This window comes from Kitasatospora sp. NPDC088346, from assembly GCF_044740765.1.
In the GTDB taxonomy this organism is placed as follows: domain Bacteria; phylum Actinomycetota; class Actinomycetes; order Streptomycetales; family Streptomycetaceae; genus Kitasatospora.
The window spans coordinates 54,659-70,481 of the sequence record NZ_JBIURH010000027.1 but is presented as its reverse complement, the minus strand read 5'-3'; the positions used below and the strand labels follow the sequence as shown (position 1 = coordinate 70,481).

15 protein-coding genes are annotated in these 15,823 nt (G+C 74.8%); 7 read left to right on the top strand and 8 right to left on the bottom strand.

All coding sequences use genetic code 11. The annotated features are described in order from the left end of the window. Positions 1 to 10: 10 nt before the first annotated feature. From ACIOFR_RS28085 to ACIOFR_RS28075, 3 genes are read right to left on the bottom strand one after another with little or no spacing between them, the layout of a single operon-like run. Positions 11 to 1,225 carry an acetyl-CoA C-acetyltransferase gene (locus tag ACIOFR_RS28085; RefSeq protein WP_401001957.1) on the bottom strand — a complete coding sequence of 405 codons (1,215 nt, stop codon included), beginning with the start codon at positions 1,223 to 1,225 and terminating at the stop codon, positions 11 to 13. A gap of 24 nt (positions 1,226 to 1,249) precedes the next feature. After that, entirely contained in the window at positions 1,250 to 2,392 is a 1,143-nt protein-coding gene (locus tag ACIOFR_RS28080; RefSeq protein WP_401001955.1) for an acyl-CoA dehydrogenase family protein, read from the bottom strand. A 14-nt stretch (positions 2,393 to 2,406) separates the two neighbouring features. Next, entirely contained in the window at positions 2,407 to 3,540 is a 1,134-nt protein-coding gene (locus ACIOFR_RS28075) for a CaiB/BaiF CoA transferase family protein (RefSeq protein WP_401001953.1), read from the bottom strand. Positions 3,541 to 3,717: 177 nt separating this feature from the next. Here ACIOFR_RS28075 and ACIOFR_RS28070 point away from each other — a divergent pair, with 177 nt between their 5' ends. From ACIOFR_RS28070 to ACIOFR_RS28055, 4 genes are all read left to right on the top strand, one after another. Continuing rightward, positions 3,718 to 3,981 carry a DUF1876 domain-containing protein gene (locus tag ACIOFR_RS28070; RefSeq protein WP_401001951.1) on the top strand — a complete coding sequence of 88 codons (264 nt, stop codon included), beginning with the start codon at positions 3,718 to 3,720 and terminating at the stop codon, positions 3,979 to 3,981. Positions 3,982 to 4,213: 232 nt separating this feature from the next. Continuing rightward, positions 4,214 to 5,440 carry a sensor histidine kinase gene (locus ACIOFR_RS28065; RefSeq protein WP_401001949.1) on the top strand — a complete coding sequence of 409 codons (1,227 nt, stop codon included), beginning with the start codon at positions 4,214 to 4,216 and terminating at the stop codon, positions 5,438 to 5,440. Then, a complete protein-coding gene (locus ACIOFR_RS28060; RefSeq protein WP_401001948.1) occupies positions 5,437 to 6,162 on the top strand; it encodes a response regulator in 726 nt (241 codons plus the stop codon). The genes ACIOFR_RS28065 and ACIOFR_RS28060 overlap by 4 nt, the downstream gene beginning before the upstream one ends. A 138-nt stretch (positions 6,163 to 6,300) precedes the next feature. Next, the gene (locus ACIOFR_RS28055) at positions 6,301 to 7,035 is read left to right on the top strand and encodes a Pr6Pr family membrane protein (RefSeq protein ID WP_401001946.1); all 735 of its coding nucleotides are present in this window, start codon (positions 6,301 to 6,303) and stop codon (positions 7,033 to 7,035) included. Between the two features lie 45 nt (positions 7,036 to 7,080). Here the strand turns inward: ACIOFR_RS28055 and aroA are convergent, their stop codons facing one another. Next, positions 7,081 to 8,310, bottom strand: coding sequence for a 3-phosphoshikimate 1-carboxyvinyltransferase (gene aroA, locus ACIOFR_RS28050; protein WP_401001944.1), 1,230 nt, complete (start codon positions 8,308 to 8,310; stop codon positions 7,081 to 7,083). 218 nt (positions 8,311 to 8,528) lie between these two features. Here aroA and ACIOFR_RS28045 point away from each other — a divergent pair, with 218 nt between their 5' ends. Both ACIOFR_RS28045 and ACIOFR_RS28040 read left to right on the top strand, forming a co-directional pair. Beyond that, a complete protein-coding gene (locus ACIOFR_RS28045) occupies positions 8,529 to 9,029 on the top strand; it encodes a SigE family RNA polymerase sigma factor (RefSeq protein WP_401001942.1) in 501 nt (166 codons plus the stop codon). Between the two features lie 44 nt (positions 9,030 to 9,073). Then, positions 9,074 to 9,847: a hypothetical protein gene (locus ACIOFR_RS28040; protein WP_401001940.1), complete on the top strand. Its 774-nt coding sequence runs from the start codon at positions 9,074 to 9,076 to the stop codon at positions 9,845 to 9,847. 42 nt (positions 9,848 to 9,889) lie between these two features. On the opposite strand, the gene ACIOFR_RS28035 is transcribed toward ACIOFR_RS28040, so the two are convergent. The 4 genes from ACIOFR_RS28035 to ACIOFR_RS28020 form a co-directional block, all read right to left on the bottom strand. Continuing rightward, positions 9,890 to 10,345: an N-acetyltransferase gene (locus ACIOFR_RS28035; protein ID WP_401001938.1), complete on the bottom strand. Its 456-nt coding sequence runs from the start codon at positions 10,343 to 10,345 to the stop codon at positions 9,890 to 9,892. Between the two features lie 45 nt (positions 10,346 to 10,390). Further along, entirely contained in the window at positions 10,391 to 11,485 is a 1,095-nt protein-coding gene (locus tag ACIOFR_RS28030; protein ID WP_401001936.1) for a substrate-binding domain-containing protein, read from the bottom strand. A 53-nt stretch (positions 11,486 to 11,538) separates the two neighbouring features. Beyond that, positions 11,539 to 11,952 carry a hypothetical protein gene (locus tag ACIOFR_RS28025; protein WP_401001934.1) on the bottom strand — a complete coding sequence of 138 codons (414 nt, stop codon included), beginning with the start codon at positions 11,950 to 11,952 and terminating at the stop codon, positions 11,539 to 11,541. Between the two features lie 217 nt (positions 11,953 to 12,169). Next, positions 12,170 to 13,777, bottom strand: coding sequence for an ABC-F family ATP-binding cassette domain-containing protein (locus ACIOFR_RS28020; protein ID WP_401001932.1), 1,608 nt, complete (start codon positions 13,775 to 13,777; stop codon positions 12,170 to 12,172). A gap of 363 nt (positions 13,778 to 14,140) precedes the next feature. Here ACIOFR_RS28020 and ACIOFR_RS28015 point away from each other — a divergent pair, with 363 nt between their 5' ends. Beyond that, entirely contained in the window at positions 14,141 to 15,778 is a 1,638-nt protein-coding gene (locus tag ACIOFR_RS28015; protein ID WP_401001930.1) for an ABC-F family ATP-binding cassette domain-containing protein, read from the top strand. The last annotated feature ends 45 nt before the right edge of the window (positions 15,779 to 15,823 follow it).

The window sequence follows — 15,823 nt, the reverse complement described above, 5'->3', positions numbered from 1 at the left end:
CTCCCGGGAGTCAGATGCGCTCGATGACGGTGGCGACGCCCATGCCGCCGCCGACGCAGAGGGTGGCCAGGCCGTAGCGCAGGTCGCGGCGCTCCAGCTCGTCGATCAGGGTGCCGATCAGCATCGCGCCGGTCGCGCCCAGCGGGTGTCCGAGGGCGATCGCGCCGCCGTTGACGTTCACCTGGTCGTGCCGGAAGCCGAGTTCGCGGATGAAGCGGAGCGCGACGGCGGCGAACGCCTCGTTGATCTCGACCAGGTCGATGTCGGCGGCGGTCAGCCCGGCCTTGGCGAGGGCCTTGCGGGTGGCGGGGGCCGGGCCGGTCAGCATGATGGTGGGCTCGGAGCCGGACACGGCGGCCGAGACGATCCGGGCGCGCGGGCGCATCCCGTACCGCTCGCCGATCTCGCGGGAGCCGATCGCGACCAGGGCGGCGCCGTCCACGATGCCGGAGGAGTTGCCGGCGTGGTGGACGTGGTCGATGGACTCGACCCAGTGGTACTTCTGCAGGGCGACGGCGTCGAAGCCGCCGGCCTCGCCGATGCCGGCGAAGGACGGCTTGAGGCCGGCCAGCGTCTCCACGGTGGTGCCGGGGCGGATGAACTCGTCGCGGTCCAGCACCACCAGGCCGTTGCGGTCCCTGACCGGGACGACGGAGCGGTCGAACAGGCCGTCGGCCTGCGCCTTGGCGGCGCGGGCCTGGGACTCGGCGGCGAAGGCGTCCACGTCGGTGCGGGACAGGCCCTCGATGGTGGCGATCAGGTCGGCGCCGATGCCCTGCGGGACGAAGCCGGTCTGGTAGCTGGTCATCGGGTCCATCGCCCAGGCGCCGCCGTCGGAGCCCATCTTCACCCGGGACATCGACTCGACGCCGCCGGCCAGGATGAGGTCCTCCCAGCCGGAACGGACCTTGGCGGCGGCCAGGTTGACGGCCTCCAGGCCGGAGGCGCAGAAGCGGTTCTCCTGGACGCCCGCGACGGTGTCCGGCAGGCCGGCCGCGATGGCGGCGATCCGGGCGATGTCGGAGCCCTGGTCACCGATCGGGCTGACCACGCCGAGCACGATGTCGTCGATCGCGGCCGGGTCCAACCCGGGGAAGCGGGCACGGAGTTCGTGGATCAGACCGACCACGAGGTCGATCGGCTTGGTGCCGTGCAGCGAGCCGTTCGCTTTGCCCCGGCCTCGCGGTGTGCGGACAGCGTCGTAGACGTACGCTTCGGTGGTCACGGTGGGTGCCTTTCCGGGAGGTTTCTAGCCGAGGAGGGAGCGGCCGATGATCTCTTTCATGATCTCGGTCGTGCCGCCGTAGATGGTCTGGATCCGGCCGTCGGTGAATGCCCTGGCGACCGGGAACTCGCTCATGTAGCCGTAGCCGCCGTGCAGTTGGAGGCAGCGGTCGGCGGTGCGCTTCTGCAGTTCGGTGGCCCACCACTTGGCCATCGAGGCGTCCACGGGGGTGAGCGCGTAGCGGTTGTGCTCGGTGACGCAGCGGTCGACGAAGGTCCGCGTGACGGCGCACTCGGTGGCCAGCTCGGCGATCTCGAAGCGGATGTGCTGGAGCTTGGCCAGCGGCCGCCCGAAGGCGGTGCGCTGCTTCACGTACGCGGTGGTGAGCTCCACCAGGTGCTCGGCGCCCGCGATCGCGGCGACCGCGATGGCCAGCCGTTCCTGGGCGAGGTTGCGCATCAGGTACAGGAAGCCCTGGTTCTCCTCGCCGAGCAGGTTCTCCTTGGGGACCCGGACGTCGGTGAAGAACAGCTCGGCGGTGTCCTGGGACTTCTGGCCGATCTTGTCGAGGTTGCGGCCGCGCTCGAAGCCCGCCGTGCCGCGCTCCACCACCAGCAGGCTGAGCCCGTGCGCGCCGCCCTCGGGGGTGGTGCGGGCGACCACCACGACCAGGTCGGACAGGATGCCGTTGGAGATGAAGGTCTTGCTGCCGTTGAGCAGGTAGTGGTCACCGCGGTCGACCGCCGAGGTGCGGATGCCCTGGAGGTCGGAACCGGTGCCGGGCTCGGTCATCGCGATCGCGGTGACCAGCTCGCCGGTGCAGAAGCCGGGCAGCCAGCGCCGCTTCTGCTCCTCGGTGCCGAGCGAGGTCAGGTACGGGCCGATGATGTCGTTGTGCAGGCCGAGCGCCAGGCCGCTGACCCCGGCACGGGTGAACTCCTCCGCCAGCACGGCCGCGAAGCGGAAGTCGGGGGTGCCGCCGCCGCCGTACTCCTCGGGGACGGCCATGCCGAGCAGGCCCTGCCGGCCGGCGGCCCGCCAGGCGTCGCGGTCGACGATGCCGGCCTGCTCCCAGCGGTCGTAGTGCGGCAGCACCTCCTTGGCCAGGAAGGCCTTCACGGTCTCCCGGAACGCCTCGTGCTCCTCGGTGTAGAGCTCTCGTTGCACCTGGGTCGGTCCTCTCAGGGGGTGGGCCCGGGGTCCAGCCCCGGCACCCGCCAGTCCTCGGCCACCTCCGCGGTGTGCTGGCCGGGCCGGGCGGGCGGGCGGCGCAACGAGCCGGGGGTGTCGGAGAACCGGGGGGCGGGGGCGGGCTGGGTGATGCCGTCGTGGGTGGGGTACGTCTCGCGGGCGGCCAGGTGCGGGTGCTCGGCGGCCTGGCGCAGGGTCAGGACGGGTGCGACGCAGGCGTCCCGGCCCTCGAAGAGCGCCGTCCACTCGGCCTGGGTGCCGGTGGCGAAGCGGTCGGCGATCCTGGTCCGGAGGTCGGGCCAACGGGCGAGGTCGTACTGGGCGGGCGCGTCCTCGCCGAGGTCCAGCAGCCGGGCGAACTCGGCGTAGAACTGCGGCTCCAGCGCCCCGACGGCCATGTAGCGGCCGTCCGCGGTGCGGTAGGTGTCGTACCAGGGCGCGCCGCCGTCGAGCAGGTTGACGCCCCGGCGGTCGTGCCACTGGCCGGCCGCGAGCAGCCCCCAGAGGATCGAGGTGAGGTGGGCGGTGCCGTCCACGACGGCCGCGTCGACCACCTGGCCGCGACCGGTCCGCTCGGCGTGGCGCAGCGCGGCGAGCAGGCCGACGACCAGGTAGAGCGAGCCGCCGGCGTAGTCGCCGAGCAGGTTGGCGGGGATGGCCGGCGGACCGTCGGCGGGACCGATCAGGCCGAGTGCGCCGGCCGTGGCGGTGTAGCCGATGTCGTGGCCGGCGCGGGCGGCCAGCGGGCCGCTCTGGCCCCAGCCGGTCATCCGGCCGTAGACGAGGGCCGGGTTGCGGGCGAGGCAGGCTTCGGGGCCGACACCGAGGCGTTCGGCGACGCCCGGGCGGTAGCCCTCGATCAGCAGGTCGGCGCGTTCGGCCAGGTCCAGGACGAGGCCGGGGCCGCCGGCGCTCTTGAGGTCGACCAGCACCGAGCGCTTGTTGCGGTTGGTGAGGTCGAAGGCCGGCTCGGGCCCGATCGGGGGCGGCCCCGGGCGGTCCACCCGGACGACGTCGGCGCCCAGGTCGGCGAGGAGCATGGCGGCGAACGGCCCCGGCCCGATCCCGGCCAGTTCCAGCACGCGCAGCCCGGCCAGCGGCCCGGCTCCGGTCGTCTCCGTCACTGCTCGGCCTCCCGGGCTCGACCATGTGTGACAGTGGAGCTGTCACAGTCGTGATGATAGGCAGTTGACCCGCCGGTAACAAGGGTCGCACCCGGCGACCGACGGCCCTCCTTGCGAACGGCGGCGGGCAGGCGGATTCTGGGGCTGACGCTCCCGCCACAGAGAGGGTGATCTGCCGTGCACAACCACTGGATCGTCGATCTCGACTTCGACGAGGACGAGGACCGCACCACCTGCACCGCCAAACTCAGCGGTTTCAGCGCTCCCGGCGCCCTCGGCGTCGGCGTCGCCCGCCGCAGCCCCGACGACACCCCGGACTCCACCGTCGGCGAGGAACTCGCCGCCGCCCGGGCCTGCTCCGACCTGGCCCACGCCCTGATCGACCAGGCCGCCGACGGCATCCAGCGGCGCACCCACGAGAGCACCCACCTGCACTACTGAGCCCGACCTGAGCCCGCCTGCCGTACGGCCCGAGGCCCGTCCGACCCGAGACCCGTCCGGCCCGCGGCTCCCCCGACCTGCGGCTCCGCCGGTCTCCCCCGTGCGGGGGAGCGGGATCGGCCGCCGGTCGGACGCGCCCGCCGGGCCCCGGACGGCAGGATCGGGGGATGGCCACCGACGCTCCGGACCGCACACGCCCGTACGCCCGCCGGGCTGACGTAGGGTCGGCCCGGTGAAGGCACTGCTCGGGGGACGGGCCGCACGGCGCTGGGTGCACCTAGTGCTCGGCGGCGCACTGCTGATGCCGTACTGGCTGCTGGCCCTGGTGATCCTGACCTCGCTCCACCGCGGCGCCGCCGCCGGCGACGCCCGGCAGGCCGCCGTCCTGCAACTACTGGCCCTCGTGGCCGCGCTGCCCGCGGCCGCCGCGACCGCCCTCCTCCCGGTGGTGCGGGTGCTGGAGGCGACCGCCGCGCGGGCGCTGTGCGCGGGCGCCGACGGCGACCTGGCCGTCACCCCCTCGCACTCCTGGGCCGCCCGCCGGCGCACCGCCGTCTGGTACGTGCTCCACCTGCTGCTCGGCGGCGTGGTGGCCGGCATGTCGCTGGCCGTGCCCCCGGCGGTGGCCGTCCTCCTGTTCTTCCCGGACCCCGCCTGGACACGCCTCTACTTCGGCGCCCACCCACCACCCGCACCGGTCGTCGCGGCCGGGCTGGTGGCACTGCTGCTGACCGCCAACGCGGCGGCCGGCAGCAGCCTGGCCCGGCTCGCCCCGCGACTGCTCGGCCCCACCCCCGCCGAGCGGCTCGCCGCCGCCGAGGCCCGGGTGGTGGAACTGGCCCACCGCAACCGGCTCGCCCGGGAGTTGCACGACTCCGTCGGACACGCGCTGAGCGCCGTCACCATCCAGGCCGCCGCCGTCGGCCGGGTCCTGCGCAGCGACCCGGAGTTCGCGGCCGAGGCGCTCCGGGCGATCGAGGAGACCGCACGGGCCGCCGTCGCCGAGTTGGACACCGTCCTCGGCGTGCTGCGCGAGGAGGAGAGCGGCCCGGCCGGCCCGACCCTAGCCGAACTCGACTCCCTGGTCCGGCAGATGCGGCTCTCCGGGGTCCGGGTGGACCTCCGCACCGGCCCCGGCCTCGGCCGGCTGCCCGCCCCCCTCTCCCGGGAGGCCTACCGGATCGTGCAGGAGGGCCTCACCAACGTACTGCGGCACGCCGGTCCGGTACCCGCCCGGCTCCGGATCGACCTCGGCGAAGGACGCCTGACCGTGGAACTGACCAACCCGATCGGCGCCGACAGGCCCTCCCGTCCGGGCGGCGGACGCGGCCTGCGCGGCATGGCCGAACGCGCCGCCGCCCTGCACGGCGACTGCCGCTCCGGCCCCACCGAGGACGGCGCGGACTGGCGCCTGACCGCCGCACTCCCGACCGACCGCTCCGCCGTGAGCCCGCGGTGACCGGCACGCCGCGCCCGCCGATCCGGGTGGTGATCGCCGACGACGAGCGGCTGGTGCGCACCGGCCTGCGGGTGGTGCTCGACGTCGAACCGGACATCACCGTGGTCGGCGAGGCCGCGACCGGCGCCGCGGTCCTACCGCTGGTGCACGACCTGCGGCCGGACGTGGTGCTGATGGACGTCCGGATGCCGGAGCTGAACGGCATCGACGCCACCCGGCGGCTGGTCGGCGGGCTCGAACCACCACCCCGGATCCTGGTGGTCACCACCTTCGAGAACGACGACTACGTGTACGAGGCGCTGCGGGCCGGCGCCGCCGGATTCCTGCTGAAGCGGGCCCGGGCCGAGGAGATGGTGCACGCCGTCCGGCTGGCCGCGCACGGCGACTCGCTGCTGTTCCCGTCCTCCGTCCGCGGCCTCGCCGCCGGGGAGGCCGACCGGCGCGACGCCGCCGCTGCGGACAGTCCGGGCGGCCCGGGCGGCCCGGGTGGTCGCGGCGGTCAGGGCGGCCGGGGCCCGGTCGACCGGCTCACCGGCCGGGAGGCCGAGGTGCTGCGCCTGATGGCCGCCGGCCTCAGCAACGGCGAGATCGCCGAACGGCTGGTGGTCAGCCCCGAGACGGTGAAGACCCACGTCGGCAGCGTGCTGGCGAAGCTGCGCGCCCGCGATCGCACCCAGGCGGTGATCGCCGCCTACGAATCCGGCTTCGTCCGGCCGGGCTAGGGCTTCGCGTCCGGACACCGGCGGGCCGACGGTCGGCGACCTCCGAGTCACGCCTTCCTCGGGTGTACTACCGGCGGGTAGAGTGCGGCATTCGTCCGTATCCTCCGGGTGAACCCCCTGACACGAACTGGTGAACGCATGTCAGTCTGGACCCGCCCCGCACCGTGGTGGCGCCTGGCCATCGTGATCTCCGCCGGGCTCGGGCTGATCCTCAGCAACAGCTCGCTGGTGTACTTCACCGTCGAGAGCAACGTGATCGTGCTCGGCTACTTCGCCTCCGCCCTCTACTGGATGACCCGGCGCGGCACGGTGGACGCCCCGGCGCCCAGGCTGCGCGGGGCCGCCACGCTGTACATCACCATCACCGGCCTGGTCGCCCACATCCTCCTCAACCACGGCGAGAACCCGCTGCCCGGTCTGGGCTCCGGCCCCGCCCAGCTGCAGAACTGGTCGAGCTTCCTGCTGCACTACACCACGCCCGTCATGGTCCTGGTGGACTGGCTCTGCCTGAAGCCGCGCAACGCCTCCCGCTGGCGCGACCTGCCACTGTGGCTGGCCTTCCCGGTTGGCTACGCCGTCGTCACCGAGGTCCGCGCCGCGCTGTTCCCGTCGTTCCCGCTCAAGTACCCGTACTTCTTCCTCGACCCGGGCATCGAGGGCCACGCCTGGGTGGCCGGCCAGATCGCCCAGCTGACGGTCGAGTTCGTCGTGCTGGCCGCCGCCGTGGTCGGCCTGGACCGCCTCGGCACCCTGGTCAACCGCCGGCTCTTTCCGGCCGCGGCAACGGCGGCGGCCCCGGCGACGGCGACGGCGACGGCGACGGCGACACTGGACACCTCCGCCAAGGCGCCGGCCCCCGCCGGCGAACGGTAGGCCCGCCGAAGCCCCGCCGAAGCACCCCGCCGCTCGGCCGGCGGCTCAGCCGGCCGCCCAGGCGGCGAAGGCGCGGTGGAAGTCGGGGAAGGTCTTGCGAACGCACCCCGGGTCGTCGTACGTGATGCCCGGGGTGCGCAGGCCGGCCACGGCGAAGGACATCACGATGCGGTGGTCGCCGTGCGTCTCGATCTCGGCGGCGGCGGGGGTCCCGGGGTGGATCTCGATCCAGTCCCGGCCGGTGGCGACGGTGATGCCGAGCCGCCGGAGGTTCTGCGCGCAGGCCTCCAGCCGGTCGCACTCCTTGATCCGGGTGTTGTACACGTCCTCGATGCGGACCGGGCCGTCGGCGAACGGGGCGATCGCGGCCAGCGTCGGCATGGTGTCGGAGATGTCGCGCATGTTCGCGGTCACGCCGCACAGCCGACCGCCGGGGGCTCCCGTCACCGTCACCCGGTCCGCCCGCAGGTCCACCCGGGCGCCCATCCGCTCCAGCACCTCGACGAACCGCAGGTCGCCCTGGAGCGCCCCGGTGCCGAGGCCCGGCACGGTGACCTCGCGGCCGGTCGACGCGGCGGCGGCGAAGAAGTAGCTGGCGGTCGAGGCGTCCGGCTCGACCGGGTACTCGGTGGCCCGGTAGCCGCCCGGCGGCACCGAGAAGACGTCGCCCTCCCGCTCCACCCCGACGCCGAAGCTGCGCATCATCGCCAGGGTGATCTCCACGTACGGCGCGGAGACCAGGTCGGTGACGGTGATCCGCAGGCCGTCGCGGGTCAGCGGGCCGAGCAGCAGCAGCGCGGTGAGGTACTGGGAGGACAGGCCGGCGTCCAGCGTCACCTCGCCGCCGCGCACGCCGCGGCCGGTGATCCGCAGCGGGTGGTGGCCCTCGCGCTCCTCGTGGTGCAGTTCGACGCCGAGGGCGCGCAGCGCGCCGGTCAGCGGGGCGAGCGGGCGGCGGCGCATCTGGGCGGAGGCGTCGAAGCGGAACTCGCCGTGGCCGGCGGCGGCCAGGGTGGGCAGGAAGCGCGCGGTGGTGGCACCGTCCCGGCAGTACACGTCGGCGTCCCTGGCCGGGCCCTGCGGGCGGCCCTCGATCCGCCAGGCGCCGTCCGCACGCGCGATGCCGTAGCCGAGCGCGGCCAGCCCCTCGGCGAAGCCCTCGGTGTCGTCGGAGGCGAGCGGGCGGAGCAGGGTGGTGGTGCCCTCCGCCGCCGCGGCCAGGAACAGGGCCCGGGCCGTCACCGACTTGGAACCGGGGATCTCGACGGTGGTCACGCTCTCTCCAGGGGTCTCGGGCCGCGGGGTTCGCCCTGCTGATGATCGCCCCATCCTGCCCGCCGGGCCCGCCCCCGTGCCCGAGAGTGTCACCTGCTGGACGCTGGTCGACGCCGACCGCGACGGCTGTGGCGGTGATCACACCGGGGTGGCCCGTAACGTCCCGCCGGGGTCGCGGCGTGGGTGTGGTGAACATCGAAGCTCGGAAGGACAACCTGGTGGGGGAAGCACCCGCGGACTTCTTGGAGTTCGCCCACGCCCGCAGCGGACAGCTGTTCCGCAGCGCGTGCCTACTGACCGGCGACTGGCACCTGGCGGAGGACCTGGTCCAGGAGACGCTGGCGAAGATGTACCGCTCCTGGCGCCGGATCGACCGCACCCAGCCGCCTGCCGCGTACGCGCACACGGTGCTGGTCCGCACCTTCATCTCGCAGCGGCGGCTCGGCCGTTCCGGCGAGCGGCCGTCCGATCGGCTCCCGGAGGCCACCGCGCGCTCCGACGACCCGGCGCTGCGGCTGACCCTGGTGGACGGCCTGGCGGCGCTCGGCCCCAAGGACCGCGCCGTCCTGGTGCTGCGGTACTGGGAGGACCGCTCGGTGGAGGAGACCGCCCGGGCCCTGCACCTCACCGCGGGCACGGTCCGGACCCGCAGCTCACGGGCGCTGCAACGGCTGAGACAGATCCTCGGCACGGATTTCGCCGAACTCAGCAGGCTCTGACGGTGCCGCGCGCCCGTCCCCATTGCGATCGAACGGAGAGCACAGTGTCCCCTGACGAGCAGCCTCAGCACGGGCTGCACGACGCGATGAGCGTGGCCGTCGAGCGGTTCGGCCGGCACGGGCCCGACCTGGTGGCACGGGCCGCCGTCCGGGGCCGGCGGCTGCGCCGGGTCCGCCGGATGCAGCTGGGCGCCGTCGCCGTACTCGCCGTCGGGGCGGCGGGGCTGGGGATCAACCAGCTGGCGCCGCGCACGGCGGCCCCGGTCGGACCGGCCACCGCACCGGCCTCGGCCGGCGCGACGCCGTCACCCGCGTTCACCCCGCCGGTGGTGTCCCGGTCGGGCCCGGTGGCCGGTCAGCTGGCGGCGATGCTCCCGACCAGGGGCTCCACCACGGTGGCCCACTCGCTGGGCGAGTTCACCGACGGACGGGTCGGCGCCACGCCCGGGCACGAGCCGCGGGTCGACGTCTCGCTGCTCTACGACGACGGGCACGGCCGGGTCGCGCTGGCGCTGAACGTGCACGACATCACCCCCGCGGTGCTGGCCGGCCGGACCTGCGGGCCGGTGCCGGGGCGGACCTGCGAGGTACTGCCCGACGGCACCCAGGTGGAGACCGAGCGGCCGCAGGCGGGGTCGGCGGGGTCCGGCGGGTGGACGGCGATCGCGATCCGCCCGGACGGCCGTTTCGTGCAGCTCACCGAGTTCGACACCGACCAGCTCGCCGAGATCCCCCGCGGTCCGGCCACCCGGACGGACGCGGCACTGACCGTCGAGGAGTTGAAGGCCGTGGTGCTGAGCCCGCACTGGAACCGCTAGATCCGGTCCGGCCGGACGAGACCTCGTCCCCGTCCGGCGGGCTCAGCGGTAGTCGATCCGCTCGAACGGCCAGTCGGCGGCCAGCCAGTCGGCCACCGCCCGGTGCAGCGGCCCGTCCAGCTCGGCACGGTCCGCCCGGACCCAGGAGCTGGCGCGGGCCGTCCCCGGTTCGGTGCGGGAGGGGTAGACGTACACGCAGCCGACCACGTCGGCGTCGGTCGGGCCGTCGAGGACGCTGAAGGTGAAGCCGGTCCGCTGCTCGAAGTCGTCCGCGTGCCGTCGCAGGTCCCTGAGGTTGTCGGCGGGCGCCATGCCGTCCGCCGGCGGCCAGGACCCTTCGGCGAAGCCCGGGGTGGCCCGGATGTGCGCCACGCTGGACGTCCAGGCCGCCAGGTCGGCGGCGTTGTGCTGCGGGCCCAGCGGCTCCAGCCGGAACCGGTCGGCCGTCAGCGTGCGCGGGGGCGTGAAGTCGTCCGGGACGAAGGCGGGGGTCGGCATGCCCCGAGCGTACGGGCCGGGCGGCCCCCGCTCGACCGGTTCCGGTCAACCCGCGCCGCCGCAGGAGGTGCGGACCTTCAGGCTCGGCAGCAGCGCGACGTGGTGCGCGGGCAGCTCGGCGCCCGCCGAGAGGCGGCGCAGCAGCAGGTCCAGGGCGGTGGCACCGACCGCGAGGTCGGGCGACGCCACCGCGGTGAGCGGCGGGGCGGCGAGTGCGGCGAACCCGTCGCCGTAGGAGATCAGGGCGACGTCGTCCGGCACCCGCAGGCCGCGGGCGCGGAGCAGCGACGGCAGGTGGATGGCGTCCTGGTCGTCGTGGACGAGCACCGCGCGGACGCCCGTCCCGGCGGCCGCGGCGATCCGGTCCGCGACCCGCTCCGGATCGGGATCGGGATCGGGATCGGCCGACGGAGTGCCGGGAGGCTGCGGGTCGAGCACCGGCTGCGGTTCCAGGTCGAGCAGCCGGACGGCCTCGGCGTAGCCCGTGCGGACCGCCCGTGCCGTCCGGGTGTCGCCGCGGGCGGCCAGCAGGACGCCCCGGTGGCCGAGGGCCCGCAGGTGCCGCAGCGCCAGCAGGACACCGTGCCGGTGGTCGGCACCGACCGCGTCGAGCCCCGTGCCGGGCGACACCGGGCCGGCCGGCGGCTCGACCAGCACGGCCGGGACCGGAAGGCCGGCCAGCCAGTCGTACTCCTCGGCCCGGTGCGCGGGGTGCCGGCCGGGGGTGAGCAGCAGGCCGTCGGCGGCGGACTCCAGCAGCCGTTCGACCTGGGCCCGCTCGTCGCCGGCCCCGGAGCGGGCGACGCCGAGCACCAGTCGGGCCCCCGCGGCGGCGGCGGCCGAGCGGGCGCCGGCGATCACTTCGTCGTAGGAGGAGCCGACGGCGGGGACCAGCATCCCGACCACCCTGCCACGGCCGTCGGCGCGGCCGGACCGTCCGGCGCTCTCCGGGCCGGGCGGGAGCGAGACGGCGCCGTGCGAGCGGCGCAGCCGGCCGGCGTGCGCCAGGGCCGCGACGTCCCGGCGGACGGTGACGGCGGGGACGCCCAGCCGGGCGGCCAGGTCGACCACCCGGACCGTGCCGAGCTCCCGGACGATCCCGGTGATGCGGGCCCTGCGTTCGTCGGCCGGGATGGTCATGGTGCCCCTCCTGTGGTGCGTTCCGCCGGGCGGCGGGTGGGCGCTTCGGTGGCTCAGCGCCCCGGCGTCCGGCGCAGGGCGTGCAGCAGCAGTTCCATCCGGCCCGGGGCGCAGCCCAGCAGGACCACGGCGTCCTCGTCCCGGCACTCGGCCACCCGCCAGTGGGGCCGGATGCCCTTCGGGTCGGACCGGAGCCGGTCGCGGACCAGCACCACTTCGATCCGCTCCATCGGCAGCTTCCGGCCGGTCGCGCCGAGCCCGCCCGACGGCGCCGCCAGCAGTTCCGTCCGGGAGAGGTTGAGCACCCCGATCTCCGGCCGGCAGTACGGCTCGGCGCCGAGCACCCCGGCCTCGAAGGTGACCACCCGGCCGGCCTCGAAGTTCCGCCACTGCCGTCGGCGGCGGCGTCCGGTGCCGGGCAGCGGAGGCAGCACGCCCAGCAGCCCGGCCAGCAGATCCTCGATCAAGACACGTCCCAGGTCGCTCGGAGGGCGGATCCGCCGGCCGCGGACGCGTCGGCCTCACGATGCTACGCACCCGGGCAACCGGACACCATCGCGGGCCGGCGGGCATGGTGACGATGCGTCACCCCGGTCCCGCCCGGGACGGCCGGTCACGGTGCGGACCGCCCGGAGCGGGGCGCCCGCGTGCGCGGGCTCCCCGCCGGGCGGTACCGGCGCCCGCTCAGAGCGGGTCGATCCGGCGCAGCTCACCGTCCTCGAACTCCAGCCACCGGGTGATGCCGAGGCCGCGCAGGAACGGCACGTCGTGGCCAGCCACGACCAGCGCCCCCCGGTACCCGGACAGGGCCTGGGTGAGCTGGCGGACGCTCGCCAGGTCCAGGCTGTTGGTCGGCTCGTCGAGCAGCAGGAGCTGCGGCGGCGGTTCGGCGAGCAGCAGGGCGGCCAGCGTGGCCCGGAACCGCTCGCCGCCGGAGAGGGTGCCCGCGAGCTGGTCGGCCCGCGCCCCCCGGAACAGGAAGCGGGCCAGCCGGGCCCGGATCGCGTTCTCCCCGGCGCGCGGCGCGAACGTCCGGACGTTGCCGACCACGGTCAGCGCGTCGTCGAGCAGGTCGAGCCGCTGCGGGAGGTACCGCAGCGGCACCGGGGTGCCGCTCTCGCCCTCCAGCGGGGCGAGTTCGCCGGCGACGGTGCGCAGCAGGGTGGACTTGCCGGAGCCGTTGCGGCCCACCAGGGCGATCCGCTCGGGACCGCACAGCTCCAGCTGGATCCTGGGACCGTGGGCGAGCCGCACCTTGTCCAGGGTGAGCACCGTACGGCCGGCGGGGACGGCGGTGTGCGGCAGGTCGATCCGGATCTCGGCGTCGTCGCGGACCGCCTCCTCGGCGGACACCAGGCGCTCCTTGGCCTCGGTGAGCCGCTCGGTGTGCATGCCGCGCAACCGCCCGGCGGTCTCCTGGCCCTGCGCCCTCAGCTTGCCCGCGAAGATCTTCGGGTCGTTCCGGGTGACCGAGCGCTTCTTGCCGTAGCTGGCGCTGCGCTCCAGCCGGACACGGGCCTCGACCAGGTCGCGCTGCTGGCGCCGGACGTCGGCCTCGGCGTTGCGGACCAGCCGCTCGGCGCTCGCCTGCTCGGCCGCCAGGGCCGCCTGGTAGTCGCTGAAGTTTCCTCCGTACCAGGTGACTTCGCCGTCCCGGAGGTCGGCGATCCGGTCCACGTGCTCCAGCAGCTCGCGGTCGTGGCTGACGATCAGCATCACGCCCTGCCAGGCGGCCACCGCCTCGTACAGGCGGGCGCGGGCCGCCCGGTCGAGGTTGTTGGTCGGCTCGTCCAGCAGCAGCACGTCCGGGCGGCGCAGCAGCAGGGCGGCCAGGTGCAGCAGGACGGCCTGGCCTCCGGAGAGTTCGCCGACGGTGCGGTCGAGGTCCAGGTGCAGGCCGAGCCGGTCGAGGGTGGCGCGGGCGCGCTCCTCGACGTCCCAGTCGTCGCCGAGGACGGCGAAGTGCCGCTCGTCGCCGTCGCCGGACTCGATGGCGTGCAGCGCGTGCCGGGCGGCCCGGATGCCGAGCGCCTCGTCCACGCCCTGGTCGGCCCGGGTGGTGATGTCCTGTGGCAGGTAGCCGAGTTCACCTCCGAGCCGGACGGCTCCGGAGGTCGGGGTGAGCTCGCCGGCGATCAGCCGGAGCAGGGTGGACTTGCCGGCCCCGTTCAGGCCGATCAGCCCGGTGCGGCCGGGGCCGACGGCGAGGTGGAAGCCGTCCAGGACGGTGGTCCCGTCGGGCCACTCGAAGCCGAGGTCGGTGCACAGGACGGAGATGGGGGGATGTGACATGCAGGCCTCCTGCGGTTGCCGTGGGTGATCGGAGCAACACGGGAGACACCGCTGGTGCGGTACGACGGCACAGAGTGGAGGGGCCCGCGGATCCGGGGCCGGCTCAGCCGAGGTCGCACGCTCACGCCGCACGCCGGGTCCTCAGGCGCGGGGGGCGGTGTCTCGTGACCTCAGAAGAGCAACGGCCTTCTCCAGACGTGCGGGGCGGAACCGGGCGGACCGCCGCCCGGTGGTGCCACGGTAGGCCGGGGGTCCGGAGCGCCGCAACGGATTAAGCGGCACCCCGGGTGGGCCCGGGGCATGGGCCTGCGCAACGGCGGGCGGGCCGGGCCGCCCCGCGGCGGCGACTAGGATCGGGGCATCATGAGTGCCACTCTCGTCGTCAAGGATCTCAGCGCCGGCCACGGCGACCGCACCCTCTTCTCCGGGCTGGACCTGGTGGTCGCCCCGGGCGAGGTGATCGGCCTGGTCGGTGTCAACGGTGCCGGAAAGTCCACCCTGCTGCGGCTGATGGCCGGCCTGGACACGCCCGAGGGCGGCTCGCTGCGGCTCAGCCCGGCCGGCGCCAACGTCGGGCACCTCCCGCAGGAGCCCGAGCGCCGCGAGGGCGAGTCGGTCCGTGACTTCCTCGCCCGCCGGACGGGCGTCGCGGCGGCCCAGGCCGCGCTGGACGAGGCCACCGAGGGCCTGGTCGAGGGCCGGGCGGGCGCCGACGACGCGTACGCGGAGAGCCTGGACCGCTGGCTGGAGCTCGGCGGCGCCGACCTCGACGAGCGGGCCGAGGAGGTGGCCGCCACGCTCGGTCTCAAGGTCGGCCTGGACCTGCCGATGACCGCGCTGTCCGGCGGCCAGGCCGCCCGCGCGGGCCTGGCCTCGCTGCTGCTGTCGCGCTACGACGTCTTCCTGCTGGACGAGCCCACCAACGACCTGGACCTGGACGGACTGGAGCGGCTGGAGTCCTTCGTCCGCGGCCTGCGCGCCGGCACCGTGCTGATCAGCCACGACCGCGAGTTCCTGGCCCGCACGGTGACCCGGGTGGTCGAGCTGGACCTGCACCAGCAGAGGGTCAACGTGTACGGCGGCGGCTACGAGGCGTACCTGGAGGAGCGGGACATCGCCCGCCGGCACGCCCGCGAGGAGTACGACGAGTACGCCGACACCAAGGCCGCACTGGAGGCCCGCGGCCGGATGCAGCGCAACTGGATGGAGCACGGCGTCCGCAACGCCCGCCGCAAGGGCCCGGACAACGACAAGATCGGCCGGGCACAGCGCCAGGAGTCGACCGAGAAGCAGGCCTCCAAGGCGCGGCAGACCCAGCGGATGATCGAGCGCCTGGAGGTGGTCGAGGAGCCGCGCAAGGAGTGGGAGCTGCGGATGGAGATCGCCTCCGCGCCGCGCTCCGGCTCGGTGGTCGCCACCCTGCGGGGCGCCACGGTGCGGCGCGGGCGGTTCGCGCTCGGCCCGGTGGACCTGCAGATCGACTGGGCGGACCGGGTCGCGATCACCGGCGCCAACGGCGCGGGCAAGTCCACCCTGCTCGCGGCGCTGCTCGGCCGGCTGGACCTGGACGGTGGCAGCAGCGTGCTGGGCTCGGGCGTGGTGGTCGGCGAGGTCGACCAGGCGCGCGGCCTGTTCCTCGGCGACGAGCCGCTGCTGGAGGCCTTCGCCGCGGCCGTGCCGGACACCGCGCCGGAGGAGGTCCGCACCCTGCTGGCCAAGTTCGGGCTGAAGGCCGCACACGTGATGCGCCCGGCCGCCACCCTCTCGCCCGGCGAGCGGACCAGGGCGGCACTCGCCCTGCTGCAGGGCCGCGGGGTCAACCTGCTGGTGCTGGACGAGCCGACCAACCACCTGGACCTGCCCGCGATCGAGCAGCTGGAGTCGGCGCTCGCCTCGTACACCGGCACCCTGCTGCTGGTCACCCACGACCGGCGGATGCTGGAGACGGTGTCGGTGAACCGGCGGCTGACGGTGGAGAGTGGTCTGGTCCGCGAAGCCTGATTGGACTGGACCCTTTCGTCGACGCGCCGTCATGTGCTGTGCTGG